General features: G+C 72.4%; 11 protein-coding genes. 3 read left to right on the forward strand and 8 right to left on the reverse strand.

Annotation, left to right across the window (positions count from 1 at the left end; all coding sequences use genetic code 11):
* Positions 1–9,867, forward strand: a 9,867-nt coding sequence (locus ACFY3J_RS33050) for a type I polyketide synthase (protein ID WP_390842367.1), incomplete at its 5' end; no start/stop codon positions are given.
* 120 nt (positions 9,868–9,987) lie between these two features.
* Positions 9,988–10,749 (forward strand): thioesterase II family protein, encoded by a 762-nt coding sequence (locus tag ACFY3J_RS33055; protein WP_384185582.1) that lies wholly within the window; start codon positions 9,988–9,990, stop codon positions 10,747–10,749.
* Between the two features lie 144 nt (positions 10,750–10,893).
* Here the strand turns inward: ACFY3J_RS33055 and ACFY3J_RS33060 are convergent, their stop codons facing one another.
* From ACFY3J_RS33060 to ACFY3J_RS33095, 8 genes are all read right to left on the reverse strand, one after another.
* Entirely contained in the window at positions 10,894–11,808 is a 915-nt protein-coding gene (locus ACFY3J_RS33060) for an RNA repair domain-containing protein (RefSeq protein ID WP_384185578.1), read from the reverse strand.
* Positions 11,809–11,827: 19 nt separating this feature from the next.
* Positions 11,828–12,919 carry an aldose epimerase family protein gene (locus ACFY3J_RS33065; RefSeq protein WP_390842368.1) on the reverse strand — a complete coding sequence of 364 codons (1,092 nt, stop codon included), beginning with the start codon at positions 12,917–12,919 and terminating at the stop codon, positions 11,828–11,830.
* Between the two features lie 33 nt (positions 12,920–12,952).
* Positions 12,953–13,969 (reverse strand): LacI family DNA-binding transcriptional regulator, encoded by a 1,017-nt coding sequence (locus ACFY3J_RS33070; RefSeq protein WP_390842369.1) that lies wholly within the window; start codon positions 13,967–13,969, stop codon positions 12,953–12,955.
* A gap of 63 nt (positions 13,970–14,032) precedes the next feature.
* Entirely contained in the window at positions 14,033–15,058 is a 1,026-nt protein-coding gene (locus ACFY3J_RS33075; RefSeq protein ID WP_384185570.1) for an ABC transporter permease, read from the reverse strand.
* Positions 15,055–16,023 (reverse strand): ABC transporter permease, encoded by a 969-nt coding sequence (locus tag ACFY3J_RS33080; RefSeq protein ID WP_390842370.1) that lies wholly within the window; start codon positions 16,021–16,023, stop codon positions 15,055–15,057. Before ACFY3J_RS33080 ends, ACFY3J_RS33075 begins: the two co-directional genes overlap by 4 nt.
* On the reverse strand, positions 16,020–17,654 hold the full coding sequence (locus ACFY3J_RS33085; RefSeq protein WP_384185565.1) for a sugar ABC transporter ATP-binding protein: 1,635 nt from the start codon (positions 17,652–17,654) through the stop codon (positions 16,020–16,022). The genes ACFY3J_RS33080 and ACFY3J_RS33085 overlap by 4 nt, the downstream gene beginning before the upstream one ends.
* 78 nt (positions 17,655–17,732) lie before the next feature.
* Entirely contained in the window at positions 17,733–18,815 is a 1,083-nt protein-coding gene (locus tag ACFY3J_RS33090) for an ABC transporter substrate-binding protein (RefSeq protein WP_390842371.1), read from the reverse strand.
* Positions 18,816–19,047: 232 nt separating this feature from the next.
* Positions 19,048–22,344: a LamG-like jellyroll fold domain-containing protein gene (locus ACFY3J_RS33095; protein ID WP_390842372.1), complete on the reverse strand. Its 3,297-nt coding sequence runs from the start codon at positions 22,342–22,344 to the stop codon at positions 19,048–19,050.
* 459 nt (positions 22,345–22,803) lie between these two features.
* On the opposite strand from ACFY3J_RS33095, the gene ACFY3J_RS33100 reads away from it, so the two are divergent.
* Entirely contained in the window at positions 22,804–25,266 is a 2,463-nt protein-coding gene (locus ACFY3J_RS33100; protein WP_390842373.1) for a beta-L-arabinofuranosidase domain-containing protein, read from the forward strand.
* Positions 25,267–25,383: the final 117 nt, after the last annotated feature.

Here is a 25,383-nt window from a genome sequence, read left to right on the forward strand (position 1 = left end):
GGTACGGGTACGACGCTGGGTGACCCGATCGAGGCGCAGGCGCTGCTGGCGACCTACGGCCGTGACCGTGACCCGGAGCAGCCGCTGCTGCTGGGGTCGGTGAAGTCCAACATCGGTCACACGCAGGCCGCGGCCGGTGTCGCCGGTGTCATCAAGATGGTCATGGCGATGCGGCACGGTGTGCTGCCGCGCACCCTGCACGTGGACGCCCCGTCCTCGCACGTCGACTGGACCGAAGGCGCGGTGGAACTGCTCACCGAGCAGACCGTGTGGCCGGAGACGGAGCGCGTGCGTCGTGCGGGTGTGTCGTCCTTCGGTATCAGCGGTACGAACGCCCATGTGATCCTGGAGCAGCCGGCGAAGGTGGTTCAGGGCACCGTGGTCGGTGCCTCGACAGCACCGGAGGCGGACGTGGTGGAGCCCGCGGTGGTGCCGTGGGTGCTGTCCGGCAAGACGCCGGAGGCGCTGCGCAGCCAGGCCGCGAAGCTGCTCGCCTCGGTGGAGGCACACCTCGACCGTCCGCTCGTGGACGTCGGTTCCTCCCTCGTCACCGCCCGGTCGCTGTTCGAGCACCGCGCGGTCGTCCTCGCCACCGACGTGGACACCGCGGCCCGCGCCCTGGCGGCCCTCGCGGTGGGCGAGCCCGACCCCGCTGCCGTGTCGGGCCCGGCCCGCACCGGCCGCTCGGCGGCGCTGTTCACGGGTCAGGGTTCCCAGCGGTTGGGGATGGGGCGCGAGCTGTATGGCCGGTTCCCGGTGTTCGCGGAGGCACTGGATGCCGTTCTCGCTGTCCTGGATGGTGAGTTGGGTGGTTCGCTGCGGGAGGTGATGTGGGGCGAGAACGCCGACCTGCTGAACGAGACCGGGTGGACTCAGCCCGCGCTGTTCGCCGTCGAAGTCGCCCTCTACCGCCTCGTCGAATCCTTCGGAGTCACGCCGGACTTCGTGTCCGGCCACTCCATCGGTGAGATCGCGGCCGCGCATGTCGCCGGGGTGTTCACCCTTCAGGACGCCGCCCGCTTGGTGGCTGCCCGCGGCCGTCTGATGCAGGCGCTGCCGGCCGGTGGCGCGATGGTCGCCGTCCAGGCCACCGAGGACGAGATCGCCCCGTACCTCAGCGAGGAAGTGTCGGTCGCCGCCGTCAACGGACCCACGTCGGTGGTCGTCTCGGGCGCCGAGGGTGCCGTACTGGAGGTCGCGGCGCGGTTCGAGTCGGAGGGTCGCAAGGCGACGATGCTGCGGGTGTCGCACGCGTTCCACTCGCCGCTGATGGATCCGATGCTGGACGAGTTCCGGGCGGTGGCCGAGGGACTGTCGTACGCCGCCCCGGTGATCCCGGTGGTGTCGAACCTGACCGGTTCCTTGGCCACGGCTGAGGAGTTGTGCTCACCCGAGTACTGGGTGCGCCACGTCCGTGAGGCGGTCCGCTTCGCCGACGGGGTGGCCACGCTCGAGGCGCAGGGTGTGACCACGTTCCTGGAGCTGGGCCCGGACGGGGTCCTCTCCGCGATGGCCCAGGAGTCGCTGACCGGCGACGAGACCGTCACCATCCCGCTGCTGCGCAAGAACACGGCCGAGGAGGCCACCGCGGTCGCCGCGCTCGCACGCCTGCACACCGGCGGGCTGCGGATCGACTGGTCCGCCCTGTTCGCCGGTACCGGCGCAGGCCGCGCGGAACTGCCGACGTACGCCTTCCAGCACCAGTGGTTCTGGCCCGCCGCCCCGCTCGGCGGCGGCGATGTCCGTGCCGCCGGTCTCGGCTCCGCCGAGCACCCGCTGCTCGGCGCCGCCGTCGAACTCGCCGCAGCCGAGGGCGTGCTGTTCACCGGCCGCCTGGCACTGCACTCTCACCCCTGGCTGGCCGACCACGCCGTCAACGGAACCGTCCTGCTGCCGGGCACGGCCCTGCTGGAGATGGCGGTCCGCGCCGGCGACGAGGTCGGCAGCGACCGGGTCGAGGAACTGACCATCACCGCGCCGCTGGTCCTGCCCGAGCGGGGCGCCGTCCAGGTCCAGGTCGCCGTCGAGGCACCCGACGCCGCCGGCCGCCGCGTCGTGGGCGTGTACGCACGTCCCGAGAGCACCGGCGACACCGCCTGGTCGCAGCACGCCGCCGGTGTGCTGGCCCCCGCCGGCAGCGGTCCGGCCCCCGCCGCCCTCGACACCACCGTGTGGCCGCCCGAGGGCGCCGAGGCCGTCGACGCCGACGGGTGCTACGAGGAGTTCGCCGAGGCCGGATTCGCGTACGGACCCCTCTTCCAGGGGCTGCGCGCGGCCTGGCGCCGTGGCGACGAGTGGTTCGCCGAGGTCGCTCTGCCGGAGGGCACCGAGAACACGACCGCGGGCTTCGGTCTGCACCCGGCCCTGTTCGACTCCGCGCTGCACGCCCTGCTGCTGACCCCGGCCGCCGACGGCGGCACGGCCGGACTGCCGTTCTCCTGGACGGACGTCTCGCTGCACGCCTCCGGCGCCACCGTGCTCCGCGTCCGGCTGACGCCGACCGGCGACCGGACGCTGTCCGTCAGCGCCGTGGACCCGTCCGGAACGCCGGTCGTCTCGGTGGGCTCCCTGGTCACCCGGAGCGTCACCGGACTCGACACCACGGGCACCGACACGCTGCTGCGTGACGCGCTCTTCGGTATCGAGTGGACCCCCGCCCAGGGATCCGAGGCGGCCCCCGCGACCGTCGCGCTCCTGGGCACGGACGGCGACCCGCTCGGGCTCGCCGCCGCGCTCACCGGCGCCGGCACGACCGTGCGGACATTCCCGGACGTCGCCGCCCTGGTGGCCGCGACGGTCGCCGTGGACCGGCCCGTGCCGGACGTGGTCGTCCTCGGCGTCGCCTCGCACGCCGACGAACCGGCCTCCGAGGCGGCACACCGGCTCACCGCCGCCGCGCTGGACACCGTCCAGAGCCGGCTGTCCGACGACCGGCTCGCCGGCGCCCGCCTCGTCCTCGTGACGCGCGGCGTGGTCGACTCCCGGGACGTCGGCGCCGCGGCCGTCCATGGTCTGGTCCGTTCGGCCCAGACCGAGAACCCCGGCGCCCTCGGCCTCGTCGACCTGGACGGGACCCCCGAGTCCGCCGCCGCCCTCGCCGCGGCGCTCGGCTCCGCCGAACCGCAGCTCGCGCTGCGCGCCGGCCGGCCGCACGCCGCCCGGCTCGCCCGGCTGGCCCGTCCCGCCGACACCACCGCGCCCACCGCGTGGCAGGCCGACGGCACGGTCCTGATCACCGGCGGCACCGGAGGCCTCGGCGCCCAGTTCGCCCGGCACCTCGTCGACGCCTACGGGGTCCGCAACCTGCTGCTGGTCAGCAGGCGCGGCGGTGACGCCCCCGGCACCACGGAACTCGTCGCCGAACTCATCGCGCACGGTGCCGATGTGACGGTCGAGGCCTGCGATGTCGCCGACCCGGACGCCGTGGCCGCCCTGTTCGCCGGGATCCCTGCGAAGCACCCGCTCACCGCGGTCGTGCACACGGCGGGCGTCCTCGACGACGGTGTCGTCGGCTCCCTCACCGGGGAGCGGCTCGCCCGGGTGCTGCGCCCGAAGGCGGACGCGGCCTGGAACCTGCACGAGGCCACCCGCGGCGTCGACCTGGACGCGTTCGTCGTGTTCTCGTCCGTGGCGGGCGTCCTCGGCGGCGCGGGACAGGCCAACTACGCGGCCGGCAACGCCTTCCTGGACGCGCTCATGGAGCACCGCCGGGCAGCCGGTCTGCCGGGCCTGTCGCTGGCCTGGGGCCCCTGGAACCAGGCGGGCGGCATGACGGAAACCCTCTCGGACACCGAGGCCGAACGGCTGGCGCGGGCCGGGATGCCGCCCCTCGCCGCCGAGCAGGGCTTCGCCCTCTTCGACGCGGCGCTCGCGACCGACGCCGAGGACACCACCGGCACCGCCCTGGTCGTCCCGGTCCGGCTCGACCTGGCGGCGCTCGCCGCGCAGGGCGAGGTTCCCGCGGTACTCCGCGGTCTCGTCCGGACCCGCACCCGGCGCACGGTCGCGGGCGGAACCGTCACCGCCGACGGGCTCGTGGCACGCCTGACCGCGCTCACGGCCGAGGAACGCCGGGAGGCGCTACTCGACCTGGTCCGCACGCAGGCGGCCCTGGTCCTCGGACACGCCGACGCCGCGTCCGTGGACGCCGCGGCCCAGTTCCGGGACGTCGGCTTCGACTCGCTCACCGCGGTCGAACTCCGTAACCGGCTGAGCACGGCCACCGGACTGCGCCTGACCGCGACGCTGGTCTTCGACTACCCGAACGCGGCCACGCTCGCGAACCATCTGCACGACGAACTCTTCGGCGCCGAGACCGAGTCGGCGCTCCCGGTGAAGCTGATGCCGTCCACGACCGACGACCCGATCGTCATCGTGGGCATGGCCTGCCGTTACCCGGGCGGGGTCGCCTCGCCCGAGGACCTGTGGCGACTGGTCCTCGAAGGCACGGACGCCATCACCGGGTTCCCGGCCAACCGCGGCTGGGACATCGAGTCGGTCTACGACCCGGACCCCGAGCACCTCGGCACGTCGTACACCCGCTCCGGCGGATTCCTGGAGAACGCCGGTGAGTTCGACGCCGACTTCTTCGGGATGAGCCCGCGTGAGGCGCTGGCGACGGACTCGCAGCAGCGCTTGCTGCTGGAGTCGTCGTGGGAGGCGATCGAGCGGGCCGGTATCGACCCGGTCGGCCTGCGGGGCAGTGCGACCGGTGTGTTCGCCGGTGTGATGTACAGCGACTACGGCTCCATCCTCGGTGGCAAGGAGTTCGAGGGTCTCCAGGGCCAGGGCAGCGCGGGCAGCGTGGCCTCCGGCCGTGTGTCGTACACCTTCGGCTTCGAGGGTCCGGCGGTCACGGTCGACACCGCGTGCTCGTCGTCGCTGGTGGCGATGCACCTCGCGGCGCAGGCGCTGCGGGCGGGCGAGTGCTCGCTCGCCCTGGCCGGCGGCGTGACGGTCATCTCCACCCCGGGCACCTTCGTCGAGTTCTCCCGCCAGCGGGGTCTGTCGCCCGACGGCCGGTGCAAGGCGTTCTCGGACTCGGCCGATGGTGTCGGCTGGTCCGAGGGTGTCGGCATGCTGGTGCTTGAGCGGCAGTCCGACGCGATCCGCAACGGCCATCAGATCCTCGCGGTCGTCCGCGGGTCCGCCGTCAACCAGGACGGTGCTTCCAACGGCCTCACCGCTCCCAACGGCCCGTCCCAGCAGCGCGTCATCCGCCAGGCCCTCGCCAGCGGCGGACTCTCCGCCCAGGAGGTCGACGCGGTCGAGGCGCACGGTACGGGTACGACGCTGGGTGACCCGATCGAGGCGCAGGCGCTGCTGGCGACCTACGGCCGTGACCGTGACCCGGAGCAGCCGCTGCTGCTGGGTTCGGTGAAGTCGAACATCGGTCACACGCAGGCGGCGGCCGGTGTCGCGGGTGTCATCAAGATGGTGATGGCGATGCGGCACGGTGTGCTGCCGCGCACCCTGCACGTGGACGCCCCGTCCTCGCACGTCGACTGGACCGAAGGCGCCGTCGAACTGCTCACCGAGCAGACCGCGTGGCCGGCGACGGAGCATGTGCGTCGTGCGGGTGTGTCGTCCTTCGGTATCAGCGGTACGAACGCCCACGTCATCCTGGAGCAGCCGGCGAAGGTGATTCAGGGCACCGTGGTCGGTGCCTCGACAGCACCGGAGGCGGACGTGGTGGAGCCCGCGGTGGTGCCGTGGGTGCTGTCCGGCAAGACGCCGGAGGCGCTGCGCGACCAGGCCGCCCGCCTGCTGGCCGCGGTCACCGAAGAGCCGGCACCGCGCCCGGCCGACGTGGCCCACTCCCTGCTCGTCACCCGCTCGCTGTTCGCCCACCGCGCGGTGGTGCTCGCCGGTGAGCCCGAGGAGACGGTCCGCGCCCTCACCGCCCTGGCGGCGGGCACGACCGATCCGACGGCGGTGTCGGGCACGGTGGCGTCCGGTCGCTCGGCGGCGCTGTTCTCGGGTCAGGGTTCGCAGCGGTTGGGGATGGGGCGTGGGTTGTATGGCCGGTTCCCGGTGTTCGCGGAGGCCCTCGATGCCGTACTGGCGGTGCTGGATGGTGAGTTGGGTGGTTCGCTGCGGGAGGTGATGTGGGGTGAGGACGCCGGTCTGCTGAACGAGACCGGGTGGACTCAGCCCGCGCTGTTCGCCGTCGAGGTGGCGCTGTACCGGCTGGTGGAGTCGTGGGGTGTGAGGCCGGACTTCGTGGCCGGTCATTCCATCGGTGAGATAGCCGCCGCGCATGTGGCCGGGGTGTTCACCCTTCAGGACGCCGCCCGCTTGGTGGCCGCTCGTGGTCGTCTGATGCAGGCGTTGCCGGCCGGTGGCGCGATGGTGGCGGTGCAGGCCACGGAGGACGAGGTCATCCCGTACCTCACCGAGGAAGTGTCGATCGCCGCACTCAACGGACCCACGTCGGTGGTCGTCTCGGGCGTCGAAGGTGCCGTACTGGAGCTGGCTGCGCGGTTCGAGGCGGACGGCCGCAAGACCACCCGGCTGCGGGTGTCCCACGCCTTCCACTCGCCCCTGATGGACCCGATGCTGGACGAGTTCCGGGCGGTGGCCGAGGAGTTGTCCTACGCCGCCCCGGTGATCCCGGTGGTGTCGAACCTGACCGGTTCCTTGGCCACGGCTGAGGAGTTGTGCTCACCCGAGTACTGGGTGCGCCACGTCCGTGAGGCGGTCCGCTTCGCCGACGGGGTGGCCACGCTCGAGGAGCAGGATGTGACCACGTTCCTGGAGCTGGGTCCGGACGGGGTCCTGTCCGCGATGGCCCAGGAGTCGCTGACCGGCGACGAGACCGTCACCATCCCGCTGCTGCGCAAGGACCGTGACGAGGAGATGACCGCCCTGCTGGGCCGGGCCGGGCTGTACACGCGGGGGATCGGGGGAGGCTGGCAGGACCTGCTGGCCGGTACCGGTGCCCGCCGGGTGAACCTGCCCACGTACGCCTTCCAGCACCGGTGGTTCTGGCCGACCGGCCGGGCCGCCGCCACCGGTGAGGTCCGCGCCGCCGGTCTCGGCTCCGCCGAGCACCCGCTGCTGGGCGCCGCCGTCGAACTCGCCGCAGGAAAGGGCGTGTTGTTCACCGGGCGCCTGTCGCTGACCTCGCACCCGTGGCTGGCCGACCACGCCGTCATGGGCACCGTCCTGCTGCCGGGCACGGCCCTGCTGGAGATGGCGGTCCGCGCGGGCGACGAGGTCGGCTGCGACCACGTCGAGGAACTGACCCTCGCCGCGCCGCTGGTCCTGCCCGAGCGGGGCGCGCTCCAGGTGCAGGTCGCCGTCGCCGTCCCGGACGACTCCGGCCGGCGCGTGGTCGGGGTGTACTCGCGCCCCGAAGGCGCCGACGAGTCGGCGTGGGCACAGCACGCGGCCGGTGTCCTGGCGCCCGGCGCCACCGCACCGGACCAGGGCTTCGACACCGAGGTCTGGCCGCCGCGGGATGCCGAACCGCTGGACACCGAGGACTGCTACCGGGCGTTCGCCGAGGCGGGATTCGCGTACGGACCGCTCTTCCAGGGCCTGCGCGCGGTGTGGCGCCGCGGCGATGAGCTCTTCGCCGAAGTCGCGCTGCCCGAGGAAGGCAACGGTGAGGCGGCCGAGTTCGGTCTGCACCCGGCGCTCCTCGACTCCGCGCTGCACGCCACCATGCTGGGCGCCGCCGGCGCCGAGGAGGGCGACGGAGGAGGTGCCCTGCCGTTCTCGTGGGAGGGCGTCGCGCTGCACGCCTCCGGCGCCTCGGCGCTGCGGGTGCGGCTGGCCCCCGCGGGCGACAACGCGCTGTCGGTGAACGCGGTGGATCCGGCCGGTGCGCCGGTGGTCACCGTCGACAGGCTCTTCACCCGCACGGTCACCGGTGACCAGCTGAAGTCCGCCGGTGAGGACCAGAACACGCTGTTCGGCGTCGACTGGATGCCGGTGGCCGACACCGGGGCCGCGCGGCCCACGTCGGTCGCGGTCGTCGGGGCCGACCCGTTCGGCCTGGCCGACGCGCTCACCGGCACCGGTCTCACGGTCGGCACGGCGGCCGACCTCACGGCGCTGCCGGCCTCGTCCGAGGCCGCCGTACCGGACACGGTGCTCGTCCCGGTCGCCGGAGCCCCGGCCGACGAGGCGGACCTGCCCGGTGCGGTCCGGGAGGTCACCGCGCGGGTGCTCGCGCTCCTGCAGCAGTGGCCCGGAGAGGAGGCTCTCGCGGCCTCGCGGCTGGTGTTCGTCACCCGCGGCGCGGTCGCCGTGGACGGCGGCGGGACCATGGACCTCGCGGCCTCCGCGGTCTGGGGCCTGGTGCGGTCGGCGCAGACGGAGAACCCCGGCTGCTTCGGCCTGCTCGACCTCGATCCGGCCGCGGCGGACCCGTCCGCCGGGCTCGTCGAGGCCCTGACGGCCGGCGCCGAGGAGCCGCAGCTCGCACTGCGCGGCGCCGAGGTCGTGGCCGCGCGCCTCGCCCGGTACGGCGCCGCACGGCCGGAGCCCGCCTCCGGCGCCACGGCGCAGGGCACGTCCGGCACCTTCCGGACCACCGGGACCGTCCTGGTCACCGGCGGCACCGGCGGCCTCGGCCGGCTCCTCGCCCGGCACCTGGTGGCCACGCACGGCGTACGGAGCCTGCTCCTCGCCAGCCGCAGCGGTCTCGAGGCGGACGGCGCGAGCAAGCTCGTCGCCGAACTGGAGGAACTGGGCGCCGAGGTCACCGTGCGGGCGTGCGACGTCGCCGACCGGGAGGCCGTGGCCGCCCTGGTCGCGGCGGCACCCCAGGACCGTCCGCTGTCTGCGGTCGTCCACACGGCCGGTGTCCTCGACGACGGTGTGGTCGGCTCGTTGACGCCGGACCGCCTCGCCACGGTGCTGCGGCCCAAGGCGGACGCGGTGTGGCACCTGCACGAGGCGACCCGCGGCCTGGACCTGGACGCGTTCGTCGTCTACTCGTCCGTGGCCGGCGTGTTCGGCGGCGCCGGGCAGGCCAACTACGCGGCGGCCAACACGTTCCTGGACGCCCTGATGGCGCGGCGCCGCGCCGACGGACTGCCCGGCGTGTCCCTCGCGTGGGGCCCGTGGGAGCAGGACAGCGGCATGACGGGCACCCTCTCGGACGTCGAGGCCGACCGCCTGGCGCGTTCCGGGATGCCGCCGCTGACGGTCGAGCAGGGCCACGCCCTGTTCGACGCGGTGGTCGCGGGCGACCGGGCGCTGGCGCTGCCGGTCCGGCTGGACCTCGCCGTACTGCGTGCCCGGGGCGATGTGTCCGCGCTGCTGCGCGGGCTGATCCGGGTGCCCGCGCGGCGGGCCGCGGCCCAGGGCGCGGTGCCGTCCGCGGACACGCTCACCCGGCAGCTCGCCGGGCTGGGCACGCAGGAGCAGGAGGAGGTGCTGCTCAAGCTGGTGCGCGGACAGGCGGCGGCGGTGCTCGGACACCGGGACGGCTCGGCGATCGGCGCGGAGCGTCAGTTCCAGGAACTGGGCTTCGACTCGCTGACCGCGGTCGAGTTCCGGAACCGGCTCAACGCGGCCACCGGTCTGCGGCTGCCCGCCACGCTGCTGTTCGACTACCCGACGACGGCCGATGTCGTCCGGCACCTGCGCGGACGGCTCGTCACCGACGACCAGGCGGGCGCCGGTTCGGTGCTCTCGGCGCTCGACGCGCTGGAGAAGGCGATCGCCGGACTCAGCCTCGACGACGCGGACGAGCACCGTCGGGTGACCGGCCGGATCGAGGTCCTCAGGACCAAGTGGGCCGAGCTGGGCCGTACGGACTCGTCCGGCGACGACTCCTCGAAGGACGACCTGGACGGGGCGTCGGACGAGGACATGTTCGCGCTCCTCGACGACGAACTCGGCCTGAACTGACCCGCCCCGCGGGCCGCCCCCGCGGCCCGCGGGACCCGCCGCGGCTCCGCCCCTACACGCCGACACACGCCGCATGCCACCCCGGCACCATGCCGACGCTCACGAAAGGTCCAAGAAAGCGTGACAACTCGCACATCCACCGAGGAGAGTCTGTGGGCCCGGTGCTTTCACCCGGCCCCGTCCCGCTCCGCCCAGCTCCACTGCTTCCCGCACGCGGGCGGCTCGGCGTCCTTCTACTTCCCCGTGTCCGCCCAACTGTCCTCCGTGGCCGAGGTCTTCGCGGTGCAGTACCCGGGACGACAGGACCGGCGCAAGGAAGTGTCACCCACGGACATCGCCACCCTCGCCGACCAGCTCTACGACGCCCTCGGCCCCGCCCTCAAGGCGCGGCCGACCACGTTCTTCGGGCACAGCATGGGCGCCACCCTGGCCTTCGAGGTGACCCGCCGGCTGGAGGCCGACGGCGGTGAGCTCGTCCGGTTGTTCGCGTCCGGGCGACGTGCGCCGTCGACCGTCCGCGACGAGCGGGTGCACCGCCTGTCCGACGAGGGCATCGTGCGGGAACTGAAACTCCTCGCCGGCACCGACACCGCGCTGCTCGGCGACGAGGAGATCCTGCGCATGATCCTCCCCGCCATCCGCAGCGACTACGAGGCGATCGAGACCTATCGATGCGCCCCGGACGTCACCGTCCGCGCCCCGATCACCGTCCTCACCGGCGACAGCGACCCCAAGACATCGATGGCCGAGGCCGAGGCGTGGCGCGGCCACACCACCGGCGACTTCGACCTCCAGGTCTACCCCGGCGGCCACTTCTACCTGACGGCGGAGGCCCCCGCGGTCATCGCCTCCCTCAGGAAGCACCTCACCGGGCAGGGTTAGCGTCTGCCGTTCCGTCCCTCGTCACGCGACGGGCGACGGGCGGAACGGACGGCCTCCAGAGGTGGGGCGAGGTGCTCTTGCCGGGTCGCGCTCGTCGGCCGGCGCTTGTCACGAGGTGTCGCCCGGGCCTGGCCACAGGTCGCCTCACCTTTCGGTGATCGCGGCGAGCCATGCCGCGTCCTCCGGGCCCGGCGCTTCGGGGCCGGGCGTGCGCAGTCGGCGGAGCTCGCCCGTTCGCAGGGCGACCGTGGCCCGTGGCCGCATCGGTCCGTCGCCCCTGCGGGAGAGCAGGACGAGTTCCCAGACCGTCGCCGTCATGGCGTCGAGCCGGGTGGCGCAGTCGGCGGTGACTCGCCGGGGGTCCCGGGTCCGGCCCAGGGACAGATGGGGGGTGAAGTCCTTGGCGGGCCCACGGCAGCGCGGGAACCGCTGCCGCAGTGCGCGGTGCAGGTCCGCCCACGGTGCCTCGCCGGCTGCCGTCGGGTCGAGCCACACGGTGAAGTACGCCCTGTGCCGGAAGGTGCGCACCCCGTCCAGCCGGGTAGTGAAGACCGGTGTCGCGGCCGTCGCTGCGGCGAGCAGCGGGGCCGCCCGCTCGAAGTCGGACTCCGGTACGAAGCCGTAGAGCACATTGACGTGCGGCGGCCACCGGTGGATCTGCGGATCGTAATCCCGGCGGATGTCCTGGACCGGCGGCCACAGCTCCGCGGGCGGGATCCAGGCCACCGCCGTGCGGGCCGTCGGGAACACGTCGAGGACACCGACGGGCTCGCCGCTGCCGGAGGTCGCGTCGAAGCCCGGGGCCGTCTGCGGGTCCCGCACCCGGCCGGCGCCGGACGCGTCGACGCGGTCCACGCCCGTGGACCGGTCCCAGACCACCTCGCCGTCCGCCTCGATGAACACCACCCGGTGCCAGGGGATGTCGCCCCCCGGCACGAAGGAGGGCAGCGGGACGCGTGCGACGCCGTCCCCACGCAGGCTGATCCCCAGCACGAACCGGGACGGGTCGAACCGGGGGTCCCAGCGGACCCGGTGATAGATCTCGTCGCTGGTTCGCATCACGCCTCCTCTCCCGCCTTCAGATCTTCTCCTCCTCCAGAGTGCCGCCCGGGACGAGGCGGTACTCGGTGCGGCTGGTCAGGACGGAGCCCGGGCGCAGCACCGTGCTCGGGTACTCCGGGTGGTTCGGCGAGTCGGGCAGGTGCTGGGTCTCCAGGCAGACGGCCGCGTATCGCTCGTGGCGGCGGCCCGCAGCGTCCTTGAGCGTGCCGTCGAGCTGGTTGCCGGTGTACACCTGGAGGCCCGGTTCGGTGGTCCAGACCTCCATGGCGCGCCCGCTCCCCGGATCCTCGAGGCGGGCCGCACGCCGCAGGGCCGACCCGTCCGAGGGCGGGCGCAGCACCCAGCAGTGGTCGTAGCCGCCCGCCGCCCGCAGCTGCGGGTCGGGATCGTGCAGGCGGGCGCCGATGGCGTGCGCGCGGGTGAAGTCGAAGGGGGTGCCGGCCGTCGTCGCGCTGGGCCCGTACGGGATGCCTTCGTCGGACAGCGGCAGGTAACGGTCCGCGTCCAGCTGGAGCACGTGGTCGGTCACCGTGCCGGCACCCGACAGGTTGAAGTAGGCGTGGTTGGTGAGGTTGACGACGGTCGGTCGGTCGGTGACGGCCCGGTAGTCCAGCGCCAGCGTTCCCCGGGCGTCGAGGACGTAGGTGGCCGTGACGTCCAGTGCTCCGGGGAAGCCCATGTCGCCGTCGGGGCTGCGCAGCGTGAGGCGTACCCCCGCACGGTCGTCGCCCAGCACGGGCGAGGCTGCCCAGATCCGCCGGTCGAAGCCGTCCGGGCCGCCGTGCAGGGCGTGGCCCCGGTCGTTCACCGGCACCCGGTGCGCCTGGCCGTCCAGGGTGAAGCGGCCGCCGGCGATCCGGTTGGCGTACCGCCCCACCAGGGCTCCCAGGTACGGGCTCGGGCCGGCGTAGTCCTCGGTGCCGGTCAGGGACAGGACGACCGAGCGTGCGACTCCGTTGCGGTCCGGCACCTCCAGGGCGTGCAGGATGCCGCCGTAGGTGAGCACCTCGGCGCGCACGCCGCGGCCGGAGTCGAGGTGCCAGCGTTCCACCGGGGTGCCGTCGGGCGTGGTGCCGAAGGGGGAGCAGCGCAGGGCGGGTCGGGGCATGGAGGTCCTCGGGAAGGGGGGTGGCGGGCCGGTTCAGCGGTGGCGGCCCAGGGTGGACTCGCGTACCACCAGGTCGTGGCCCGGCCGCAGCCGGCGCGGCTCGCCGTCGGCCGAGCCGGTCAGCCGCGAGATGACGCAGCCGACGGCCTGCCGGGCGATGGCCTGCTTGTCGGGGGAGACGGTGGTCAGGGTGATCGCCCCGAAGCGGCCCTCCTCGATGTCGTCGAACCCCACCACCGCGACGTCCTGCGGGACGCGCAGCCCGCGCTCGCCGAGCACCCTCATCGCGCCGATCGCCTGGAGGTCGTTGTAGGCGAAGACCGCGTCGGGCCGCACTCCGCGGTCCAGCAGGGCGGTCATGGCCTGCGCGCCGTCCGCCCGGCCGTAGCCGTCGGTGGGGGCCACCAGCGAGTCGTCGTGCGGCAGCCCGGACGCGGCCAGCTCCTCCCGCCACCCCTGGAGGCGCAGGTGGGCGGGCTGCCGTGCGCTCTCCGCCCGCGCGCCGAGGAAGGCGATCCGCTGCCGCCCCATCCCCACCAGGTGGCGGACCGCGCTGCGCGCCGCGGCCACGTTGTCGATCGCGATGTGGTCGTAGGGGGCGTCGTACTCCCGCTCGCCGAGCAGCACCAGCGGCGATGTGTCGGTGCGGCCGCGCAGGTCCTGGTTCTCCAACTCGATCGGGGAGAGGATCAAACCGTCGATCACATGGGTCCGGAACCCCTGGCAGACGAGCATCTCCTTCTCCCGCATGCCGGCGGTGTGGTCGAGGAGCACGGTGTAGTGGTGGCGGGCCGCGGCGTCGATGACCGCGCTGGCCAGTTCGGCGAAGTACGGGTTGCCGAGTTCGGGTACGGCCAGCGCGATGATCCCGGTGCGGCCCTTGCGCAGGTGGCGCGCGGTGAGGTTGGGGCGGTAGCCGAGTTCGTCGATCGCCTGTTGCACCCGGGCCCGCATGGCCGGGGTGACGTGCGGATAGTCGTTGACGACGTTCGAGACGGTCTTGATGGACACTCCCGCTCGCAGCGCGACGTCTTTGAGGCTGACGCCCACAGCGTTCCCTCCTTGTCGGGCCGGGCGCAGGACTGCGACGGTCCTGCGGCACGGCGTCTGTCATCAGGTGCGGCGTGCCCGCGCTAGGTACCGCTGGGCCACGACCACCACGATGAGGAAGCCGCCGCTGACCACGGACTGGTAGGACGAATTGAGCGAGCCTATCTGGTTGATCAGATTCTGGATGGCCGCGAGCAGCAGCACTCCCCAGAGGGTGCCGCTCACCGAGCCGGCGCCGCCGATCAGCAGGGTTCCGCCGATGACCACCGCGGCGATGGCGTCCAGCTCCATGCCCACGCCGATGATCGTCACTCCGGAGGAGAGCCGGGCGGCGTTGAGTGCGCCGGCGAACCCGGCGAGCAGCCCGCTGAGCAGGTAGACCAGGACCCGGGTGCGGGCCACCGGCAGCCCCATCAGGGTCGCGGCGTCGGCGCTGCCGCCCACCGCGAACAGCGACTGGCCGAACGAGGTGCGCTGCAACACCGCCCCGCCCGCGGCGAACAGGGCCAGCGCGACGATCACCGGATACCCGAAGCCGCCCACCGTCCCCTGGCCGAGTTCGGCGAAGGCCGAGCCCCGCGGCACCAGGTAGGTGGTGGCGCCCTCGTGGGTGAGGGCGAGCAGCAGGCCGCGGGCCCCCAGCAGGGTGGCCAGGGTGACGATGAAGGGGGCCATGCCGGCCCGTGCGATCAGCAGCCCGTTGAGTGTGCCGATCGCCCCGCAGACGGTCAGCGGCAGCAGCAGCGCGGCCCAGAGACCGTACTGCGAGGCCCAGGCGGCCAGTACGCCGCCGAGCGCGAACACCGAACCGACCGAGAGGTCGATGCCGCCGGTGATGATCACCAGCGTCATGCCCAGGGCGACGACGGCGATGAAGGACGCCTGTACGGCGATGTTCTGGGCGTTGTCGAGTGTGCCGAAGGACGGGAAGACGAACGAGGAGACGAGGACGACCGCCACCAGGACGGCGAGGGCGCCGTGTCGTTGCAGGAGCGTCGTGATCCGCTCCTGGCCGGAGGTGGGGGAGGGGGACGCCGCCGTCGGACGGAAGGCGGCCGACAGCTGCCGGGGGGTGGTGAGTGACTTCATCGGGACCTGCGCTCCCGGGCGACGTAGACGGCGACGAGGATGATGGCGGCCTGGGCGATCTGCGCGGTGGAGTCCGGCAGATCGTGCTTGACCAGGGTGGCCCGCAGCAGCTGCATCAGCAGTGCGCCGGTGACGGTGCCCAGCACCCGTACCGAGCCGCCGGTCAGCGGCGTGCCGCCGACCACCACCGCGGTGATCGCGGACAGCTCCATGAGGTTGCCGAGCGCGGAGGGGTCACTGGCGGTGAGCCGGGCGGTGGCCAGCACGCCGGCGAGCGCCGCGAGGACGCCGCACAGCACGTAGACGCCGATCAGGACCCGCTTGACCGGCAGTCCGGCGAGTCCGGCGGCGGCCCGGTTGCCGCCCACCGCGACCAGTTGCCGGCCGAAGGTGGTGCGGTGCACGACGCCGGCCACCGCCAGCGCCAGGACGCCCGCGGTCAGTACCACCACGGGGATGCCCAGCACCTCCCCGCTGCCCAGCGCCAGCAGGTCCGGGTTGACGATCTGCTTGAGCTGCCCGTCGGCCATCACCAGGGCCAGCCCCCGGCCTCCGACGAACAGGGCGAGGGTGGCCACGATGGGTTGCAGGCCCACCACCGCGACCAGGGTGCCGTTGACCGCGCCCACGACGACCCCGGCCACCAGCGCCACGAGCAGCGCCGGAACCAGACCGTAGCCGAGATAGAGCGGCAGCAGGGCGGCGGCCAGCGCCATCGTGGACCCCACCGACAGATCCACGCCCTCGGTGCCGATGACCAGCGCCATGCCGAGCGCCACGATGACGACCGGGGAGACCTGCACCAGCTGGGTCCGCAGGTTGGCGACGGTCAGGAAGTGGTCGGTGAACGCGGCGTTGAAGGCGAGCAGCACCGACACCGCGGTGTAGACGCCGTACTTCTGGAACCAGGCCGGTGCGGCGAGCCGCACCGCGCTCCGTCCCAGTGCCGGCGACAGCTGGGTCATTCCTGCTCCTTGTCCGTGTGCGGCGCTGAGTGCGGCGGTGTGTGCGGCGCCTCGGCAGCGGGCTCGGGGGTGTGCGCGGCCAGCATGTCCAGCAGTTCGGGCTCGCTGACCAGGTCGCCGGCCAGCTCACCTGCCACCGCGCCGCCGCGCAGCACCACCAGCCGGTCCGCCCCCTCCACCAGCTCCTCGACATCGGAGGAGATCAGCAGCACCGCCAGCCCCTCCTGCGCCAGTTCGTCGATGAGGGCCTGCACCTCGGCCTTGGCCCCGACGTCGATCCCGCGGGTGGGCTCGTCCAGCAGCAGCACTTTGGGCTCCAGACAGAGCCAGCGTGCCAGCAGCACCTTCTGCTGATTGCCGCCGGAGAGCTCCTCGACCTTCTGCTCGGGGCCGGCCGCCTTGATCCGCAGCCGCTTCATGAAGATCTCGACGATGCGGTCCTGCTGCCTGCGGGAGACGACACCGGCACGGGAGAGGCGGGGCATGGCGGCCAGGACGATGTTCTCCCGCACCGACAGGCCCGGCACGATCCCCTCGGCCTTGCGGTCCTCGGAGAGCAGGCTGATGCCGGCCCGGATCGCCGCGGCGGGAGAGAGGCGGCGCAGCTCTCTGCCCGCCACCGAGACCGTGCCGGAGTCCAGCGGCAGCGCACCGACCAGGGCCTTCGCTGTCTCGGTACGTCCGGAACCCAGCAGTCCGCCCAGGCCCAGAACCTCCCCCGGACGCAGTTCCAGTGACACCTCGTCGAGCAGGTGACGGCGGCTCAGCTTCTCAGCGGTGAGCACCGGTTCACGGGCGGCGTCGTGAGCGGCGCCGAAGCCGGTGACGCCGTGCCGGCGGACCTCGGCGACCTCCCGGCCGAGCATCATCGAGACCAACTGCATCCGGTCCAGATCCGCGAGGGCGCCGGTGTGCACCAGCCGCCCGTCGCGGAGCACGGTGACCCGGTCGCAGATGCGGTACAGCTCGTCCATCCGGTGGCTGACGTAGAGGATGGCGATGTCCCGGCTGTGCAGCTCCTCGATGACCCGGAAGAGCGTCTCCACCTCGCGCGGCTCCAGCGCGGAGGTCGGCTCGTCCATCACCACCACCCGGGCCCGCACCGAGACGGCCCGGGCCAGTGCCACCATCTGCTGGGTGCCCACGCCCAGGGTGTTCAGGGGGCGGCGCACATCGGCCGTGACCCCGAAGCCGGCCAGCAACTCGGCCGCCTCCCGGTGCATCCGGGGGAAGTCGATCAGGCGCAGGCGGTTCTTGGGCTCGCGGCCCAGGAAGATGTTCCGCGCCACGCTCATCATCGGGACGAGGTTGACCTCCTGGTAGATGGTCGAGACGCCGGCCTGCTGCGCCTCGTGCGGCCGGGCGAACGAGACCGGCCGCCCACCCAGGCGCAGCTCCCCGGTGTCGGGGCGGTGCACGCCGGTGAGCACCTTGATCAGCGTGGACTTGCCGGCGCCGTTCTCGCCGACCAGGGCGTGGATCTCACCGCGGCGCAGCGTCAGGGAGACGTCGTCGAGCGCCACCACGCCGGCGAAGCGTTTGCCGACGCCGACGGCCTCCAGCACCGTCGGTGGCGCGGCGCCGTCCGCGTCCGGATGCGGTGCGGCGACAGCCGCTTCGGGGGGTGCCATGGGGTCAGGCCTTCCGTCGGTCGGTCAGCGGGGAGCGGGCCGCCCGGTCAGGGGCGGCCCGGGTGGCCCGAGGGCGTGTCAGTAGGCTCCGGACAGGGAGTCCTTGGCGTTGGACGCGTCGTAGGCGCGGTCGGAGATGATCACGTTCTCCGGGATGGACTCGCCGGCGAAGAACTTCTGCGCGGTTTCGAAGGCCAGCGGGCCGAACCGGGGGTTGGACTCGATCACCCCGTTGTACTGGCCGTCGGCCAGGGCCTGCACCGCGTTGCGGGTGCCGTCGATGGAGATGACCTTGACGTCCTTGCCGGGCTTCTTGCCGGCTCCCTTGAGGGCGGTGACGGCGCCCAGGCCCATCTCGTCGTTCTCCGCGTACACGGCGGTGATGTCCGGCTTGGACTGGATCAGCTGCTCCATCACCTGCTGGCCCTTGTCGCGGGCGAACTCACCGGTCTGCTGGGCCACGATCTCCAGGCCCGGGGCCTTGGCCTTGAGTTGGTCGACGAAGCCCTTGGTGCGGTCGGTGGTGACGTTGTTCCCGGACGAGCCCAGCAGGATCGCGACCTTCCCCTTGCCGCCGGTCACCTGGATCATCGCGTCCGCGGCCCGCTTGCCCTGCTCGACGAAGTCCGAGCCGAGGAAGGCCACATAGTCCTTGCAGGCGGTGGCGTTGAGCTTGCGGTCGACGGTGATCACGGGCACATGCTTGGCCGCGGCGGCCTGGAGCGCCGGTTCCAGGCCGTCGGAGTTCAGCGGCGCCACGATCAGCAGTTGCGCGCCCTGAGCCAGCATGTCCTTGATGTCGCTGATCTGCTTGGACAGTTGGGACTGGGCGTTGGTGGTGAGCAGCTTCTTGACGCCCAGCTTGGCGGCCTCGTCCTTGATGGACTGGGTCTCGGCGATCCGGAAGGGGTTGGCCTCCTTCTCGGACTGCGAGAAGCCGACGACCGCGTTCTTCAGGTCGATCCTGGTGGCGCCGTAGGCCTCCAGGGTGCAGCCCGACCCCGAGGAGTCGGCGGACGGCGACTGCACCACCTGGGCGCCCTGGCTGGTGTCGGAGGAGGCCGTGCCGCCGCCCTCCTCCTTGGAGCAGCCGGCGGCGAGGGCCGCGGCGGCAGCGAGGCAGACGGCGGCCACGAGACGGGATCTGCGAGGGCTGGTCATGGTCGTTGCACTCCTTGCGTGGTGGGGCGACTGCTGTGTCACGGCGAGGTCGACGACGTCGTCCGGATCGCCGAAGGGGCACCGAAGGGGCCGCAGGGTGGGAATGCGGCGTCGCACACGTTCTCGGCAGGGGCAGGGGCAGGGGCAGGGGCAGGGGGCAGGTCAGGCCAGGTCGGGGGCAGCGGGCGGGGCCGGGAGGCCCCCGTGGTGGACCGGGGGCCTCCCGCCCTCGTCACCGCCTGGGTGTGGCGGGTTCGTGGGCTGCCAGCGAGGCCACCTCGGCCCCGCTCAGGGCACGGTCGTAGGCGTGGACGTCGGCGATCGCACCGGTCCAGTGGTCGACCGGGCCGCCGTTGTACTTGCCGCGGCCGATCACCAGGTTTCCGGTGGGCACCTCCCCGTTGCAGGCGCGGGTGGAGCCCGCCTCGGTGCCGTCCACGTAGATCCGCAGCGCCCCGTCCCGGTGGCTGTAGCTGCCGACCAGGTGGTACCACTTGCCGGCCTGCGGCTCACCGATGCTGTTCGCAAGCGCCCGAGCGCCGGAGAAGCTGAACGCGAACCGCTTGTCGGCCTGTGAGTACTGGAGGTAGAAGACGCTGCTCTTGTCGCCGTCGACGGACACCGCGGTGCTGAAGTGGCCCTTGTCGTCCAGCCGGACCCAGGCGGCCACCGAGTAGTCGCCCTTCTCGGTGTCCAGGACGGGCGCGCCGGCGTCGACGTAACCGGTCGTGCCGTCCAGTTGCAGCGCGCCGCCGTTCGGCCCGGAGGTCCAGGTCGCGCCGCCCTTGAGGGTGCCGTCGTGTCCGCCGGCGACGTCCGTGGCCACCGTGCCGGTCTGCTGGTGCAGCGGCCACCAGGACACTCCGGCCGGTCCCGGGGTGCCCGGCGGGACGTTCACCCCGCCCGCGGCGGAGCCCGCCGCGATGACCTGCTGGTTGATCTCCCGCACCGGGCCGGGGAGCACCTTGACCACCTTGCGGTCGTAGGTGAGCAGGCCGTTGAGCTCGCCCTCCACGTCCGTGACCTGGGTGTAGACCGAGCCGGAGAGCCCGCAGGAGGCGCGCTGGATCAGCTTCCTGGTGTTCTCCACGTATGCCTTGGTCAGCTCCTCGGTGCTGGTGGCGGCGTCACCGTAGTCCTGACCGCCGGCGGTCCCCAGGATGTGACCCGGAACGACGTACGAGTAGCCGCCGTGCTCCCCGTCGACGGACGCCCGGGTGGCGTCGGGGGCGGGGTTCGCCGGGCCGTGGTAGTCGTGGAAGTCGATGATGTCACCTCGACCTGAATCACCCTTGGAGGCACAGCAGTTGACTCCGGAGTGGGCATCCACGAGACGGGACGGGTCCTGCTTCTTGACCGCGTCCGCGAGCTCACCGGTGGCGGCCTTGCTCCATTCGCCCCAGCCCTCGTTCATCATGGTCCACATGACGATCGACGGGCTGCTGATGTGCTGGTCGACGATCGTGTGCACCTGGTCGACGAAGGTCTGGGTCTCCGGTGTGCCCGCCGCCGCCGTCATACGGCTCGGCATGTCCTGCCACACCATCAGACCGAGCCGGTCGGCCCAGTAGTACCAGCGGGCCGGCTCCACCTTGATGTGCTTGCGCACCGCGTTGAAGCCGAGCTTCTTGTGCTCCACCAGGTCGTACTTCAGGGCCTCGTCGGTCGGCGCGGTGTACAGGCCGTCCGGCCAGAACCCCTGGTCCAGGGTGGCCATCACGAAGGTGGGTTTCCCGTTGAGCACGATCTTGTTGACGCCGCCGACCGGGGCGACCTCGATCGACCGCATGCCGAAGTAGGAGCCGACCTCGTCCTTTCCGGCACGTCCGCCGTCCAGGGTCACCTTGAGGTTGTACAGGTACGGGTCGTCCGGGCTCCACAGGTGCGGCTTGCTGATCGGGATGCGCAGGGCGGTACCGGGCCGGCCGGTGACCGATCCCACGGCCTTGTTGCCGGCGTAGGCGGTGGCGGTGACCTTCGCCGTCGGGGCGGTCCCGGCGGCGGGGCGCACGGTGACGGAGAGCGAGTTGTCCGCCAGGTCCGGGGTGAGCACCAGCGAGTCGACGCTCGCCGCGGCGACGGGCTCCATCCAGACGGTCTGCCAGATGCCTGAGGTCGGGGTGTACCAGATGCCGCTCGGGTCGGTGGACTGCTTGCCGAGCGCGTACTTGTCGTTCGTGGTGTCCTTGACCTTCACCAGCAGGGTCTGCTGCCCGCGTCCGGAGAGCGCGTCGGTGACGTCGGCGCCGAACTCCTCGTAGCCGCCCAGGTGGTGGGCGACCTGCCTGCCGTTGACGTAGACCCAGGCTTCGTGGTCCACCGCGCCGAAGTTCAGCCGCAGCCGGTTGCCCGATCCCACCTTCCAGCCGTTCGGCACGGTGAAGGTGCGCTGGTACAGCGACCAGTCGTGGTGTTCGGCGACGCCGGACAGGGCCGACTCCATCGGATACGGCACCAGGATCTTCCCGGTGAGCTTGCCGGTGGGCAGCGCGGCGTCCTGCTCGGTGGCCTGGAACTGCCAGGTGCCGTTGAGGTTCTGCCAGTTCTTGCGGGTCAGCTGCGGCCGCGGGTACTCGGGCAGGGCGTTGTCGGTGGAGACGTCCTTGGCCCACTTGGTGGCGAAGTACCAGGTGGAGTTGTTCTGCGCCACCACGGAGAAGGGCCCGAGTCCGCCGTCGGCGGTGGTGATGCCGCCCTTGCCGTCGTAGCTGATCCGCACGTCGGCGTTGAGGGAGACAGGAGTGTCGTCCTTGCCCGGGGTGACCAGGAGCCTGGAGGCGTTCTTGGGGTCCCTGGCCACGGTGGGGGACCAGAGGGTGCCTCCGGAGACCACCGCGAGATGCTTGGCCGCGTCGGCCGGAACGGCCTTCACGGCGGAGGGCAGTTCGATCGTGGCGGTCCGTCCGGTCGTGGCGACGGTGCCCTTGGCGTCGGCGGGGGAGAAGCCGGCCGGCAGGCGCAGCGCCGAGTCGGGGATCGGCTGCCGGGAGAAGCCCGGCCCCGACCACTCGGTGTGCAGGTAGGCGCCGCCGTTGCCCTGGTTGTAGTCGACCGCGAGGTCGTGCGGACCGGCCGTCAGGGTGATCGCCTCGGAGGTGGTCTGGACGTCCCAGTCGGTGGTCCAGTGGTCGATCACGCCGGCCCCGTCGAGGGACATCCGGAAACCGTTGTCGCCCTTGATGTAGAAGGTGTAGACGCCGTCCGCGGGCACCTGGAGCCGGCCCGTCCAGCGCACCGCGACGTTGTCCGTGGTCCCGGCGTAGGCGCGCAGCGTGGGCAGCAGGTCGTCGACGTAGAGGGAGTTGTCGATCCGGGTGCCGGTGTACGACGCGAAGTCCAGCGCCGTGGTGCTGGACATCCGGTAGTAGTCACCTCGCAGGCCGAGATCGGCGGCCTCGGCGGAGGGAGGGGACGCCGCAGCGGGTGCGGCACTCACCTGGGCCGGGACCAGCAACGCGGCTCCCAGCAGCAGTGGCAGCAACGCAGCGAGTCGGCCGAGGAAGGGTATTCGGAGTCTGCCTGGGCTCATGCTCACCCTTTCCGTAACGGAAATTGTCCACGCCTGAACCTGCGCCGAAGGAGACGCTCGCGCCGCGCGGCACAGCGGGAAGCGCAGCGGAAGCGTCTTGTATAACGTTGGAAAAGTCGGCGCGGGAGCATGAAAGCAGGGCCCTCACAACCCTGTCCAGACCCCGAACCCCAACCGATGCGAACCGGCACGGCCGCGACTGGAAGACCTCCAAGTCAGCGGCGAGCACGGGCCGTTCAAGGTCTGGACACGACTGCTCGCACATGCTGTCATTCCTGTCGGCGGCAGTCTCTCCAACGTTATAAGGCGCGCTGGCGCCGCGTCCGCACAGCGCCGCCGACCGGTCCGCACGCGCGGCCGTCACCCGCCACCACGACCGCCGCCTGCCGGCGGCCTCCTTGGTCTCCTCGTCGTCCCACCGCCCTGTCCCACCTTTGACAGTCAAGGAAGGACGTCCGCATGGAACGTCGCGCGTTCCTCAACCGCTCACTGGCCGTCGTCGGTGGCGCCGCGCTGGCCGGAACGGCGGGTCTGCCCGCGCAGGCAGCCGCGCCCCGGCCGCCGGTGCGCCTGGTCGGCCCCGTCCGTGCCCTCAGCCGCTACCCGGTCAACCGGGCCCCGTTGCGACAGGAGCCCTTTCTGCGGCTTCCCCCGGGCAGCGTCACCCCCAAGGGCTGGCTGCGCGAACAGCTCGACCTCCAGCTCAACGGCCTCAACGGGCGCCTGCCGGAGATCTCCGAGTACCTGTCCCCGGCCACCAGCGGCTGGGCCGTGCCCGACAGGGACGGCTGGGAGGAACTGCCTTACTGGCTGCGCGGCTTCGGCGACCTCGGCTACGTCACCGGCGACGCCAGGACCCTGGAGCTGACCCGCGCCTGGATCGACCGCATCCTGGCCACCCGGCAGCCGGACGGCTTCTTCGGCCCGTCCGCACTGCGCACGGCGCTCAACGGCGGCCCGGACTTCTGGCCGTACATGCCGGTGCTGGACGCGCTGCGCACCTGGCACGAGTACAGCGGCGACGACCGGGTCGTCCCGGCGCTGCGAGGGTGGCTGAAGTACCTCGACACGCAGCCGGCCGCACTGTTCGGACGGGGCTGGGGCTCCGCCCGCTGCGGCGACACCATCGACACGGCCTACTGGCTGTACAACCGCACCGGCGACTCCTGGCTGCTGGACCTGGTGCACAAGATCCACGCCAACAGCGCCGACTACACCACCGCGATACCCACCTGGCACAACGTCAACCTGGCCCAGGGGTTCCGCGAACCGGCCCAGTACGGCGTTCTGGCAGGCGGCCCGTCCTTCCGCGACGCCACCTACCGCGTCTACGACACCGTGATGCGCCGGTACGGGCAGTTCCCCGGCGGCGGCTTCGCCGGGGACGAGAACGCCCGCAGCGGCTACCACGATCCCCGCCAGGGCTTCGAGACCTGCGGCATCGTCGAGTTCATGCACAGCCATCAGCTGCTCACCCGCATCACCGGCGACGCGGTGTGGGCCGACCGCTGCGAGGAGCTGGCGCTGAACATGCTGCCGGCCGCGCTCGACCCGCTGCAGCAGGGCATCCATTACGCGACCTCCGCCAACGGCATCCAGCTCGACAACGTCCCCAAGTCACATGGCCAGTTCGACAACCGCTTCGCCATGCAGGCGTACATGCCCGGCATCCACCAGTACCGCTGCTGCCCGCACAACTACGGCATGGGCTGGCCCTACTACGCCGAGGAACTCTGGCTGGCCAGCGCCGACGGCGGCCTGTGCGCTTCGCTGTACGCGGAGTCCTCGGTGCGCGCCGACGTCGCCGACGGCACCACGGTCACCATCGCCGAACGCACCGACTACCCGTTCGGCGAGACCGTCACCTTCACCCTGTCCACACCCCGGACGGTGCGCTTCCCGCTCTACCTGCGCGTGCCGGGCTGGTGCCAGGCCCCCTCGGTGCTGGTGAACGACCGCCCCGCGCAGGCCCGCGGCAGCGGCGGGTACCTGGTCCTTGACCGCCCCTGGCGGCACCGCGACACCGTGGAACTGCGCCTGCCCATGCGCACCACCGTGCGCACCTGGGGCGCGAACCGCGACTCGGTCTCCGTCGACCACGGTCCGCTGACCTACTCCCTCCGGATCGAGGAGGAGTGGACGCGGTTCGCCGGCACCGCGGACTGGCCCGAGTACGAGGTGCGTCCGGCCTCGCCGTGGAACTACGCCCTGGTACTGGACGAGAAGGACCCCGCCCGCTCCTTCACCCTGGAGCGCACCCGCGCCCACGCCGCCAACCCGTTCACGCACACCGGCACCCCCGTCCGTATGAAGGCCAAGGCGCGCCGTGTCCCCGCCTGGCAGGCCGACGACCAGGACGTGGCGGCGCCGCTCCAGCAGAGCCCCGTGCGCACCACCGAGCCGGTCGAGCACATCACGCTGATCCCGTCCGCCGCCGCGCGGCTGCGTGTCACCGCCTTTCCCACGGCGGGATCGGGGCGGCGGGCGAGCGAATGGGTCGCCTGCACCGCGTCCTTCAGCGGCGTGGACAGCCCCCAGGCCCTGATCATCAACGCCACGGCCGGGCCCGTGGACTCCTTCGACCAGTCCATACCCCGCTTCACCTGGTGGGACCGGACCGGCACGGAGGAGTGGGTGCGGTACGAGTACGCCGAGCCGGTCCGCACGAGCGGGGTGTCGGTGTACTGGTACGACGACACCGGCCACGGCGCCTGCCGGGTACCGCAGTCCTGGCAGCTGGAGTACCGGTCACCCGCGGGTGTCTGGCAGCCGGTGAGCGGCGCCTCGGCGTACGGCACGGCCACCGACACGTTCAACCACGTGTCCTACGAGCCGGTGACCGTCACCGCCCTGCGCCTGCGCGTGCGCCTGCGGCCCGGCGTCTCCGGTGGCGTACTGGCCTGGCGGGTCCGGCTTTCGTGAGGCCTCGGCCCGGGCGCCAGCCGGACTGCCCTCTCCGCGGGCGGCTGTCTCCCTGAACGTTCATGCGGTCACGAAGTGTTCGCGGCTTTCCGGCGGTCCTCGCCGGTCACGGCCTGA

The sequence above is a fragment of the Streptomyces sp. NPDC001231 genome, assembly GCF_042896885.1.
Lineage (GTDB): Bacteria > Actinomycetota > Actinomycetes > Streptomycetales > Streptomycetaceae > Streptomyces.

Bases quoted from the DNA above. Each gene is read 5' to 3' on its own strand.
- ACFY3J_RS33060 (WP_384185578.1), bottom strand. From the start codon at position 11,808: ATGCGAACCAGCGACGAGATCTATCACCGGGTCCGCTGGGACCCCCGG.
- ACFY3J_RS33065 (WP_390842368.1), bottom strand. From the start codon at position 12,919: ATGCCCCGACCCGCCCTGCGCTGCTCCCCCTTCGGCACCACGCCCGAC.
- ACFY3J_RS33075 (WP_384185570.1), bottom strand. From the start codon at position 15,058: ATGAAGTCACTCACCACCCCCCGGCAGCTGTCGGCCGCCTTCCGTCCG.
- ACFY3J_RS33080 (WP_390842370.1), bottom strand. From the start codon at position 16,023: ATGACCCAGCTGTCGCCGGCACTGGGACGGAGCGCGGTGCGGCTCGCC.
- ACFY3J_RS33085 (WP_384185565.1), bottom strand. From the start codon at position 17,654: ATGGCACCCCCCGAAGCGGCTGTCGCCGCACCGCATCCGGACGCGGAC.
- ACFY3J_RS33090 (WP_390842371.1), bottom strand. From the start codon at position 18,815: ATGACCAGCCCTCGCAGATCCCGTCTCGTGGCCGCCGTCTGCCTCGCT.
- ACFY3J_RS33095 (WP_390842372.1), bottom strand. From the start codon at position 22,344: ATGAGCCCAGGCAGACTCCGAATACCCTTCCTCGGCCGACTCGCTGCG.
- ACFY3J_RS33100 (WP_390842373.1), top strand. From the start codon at position 22,804: ATGGAACGTCGCGCGTTCCTCAACCGCTCACTGGCCGTCGTCGGTGGC.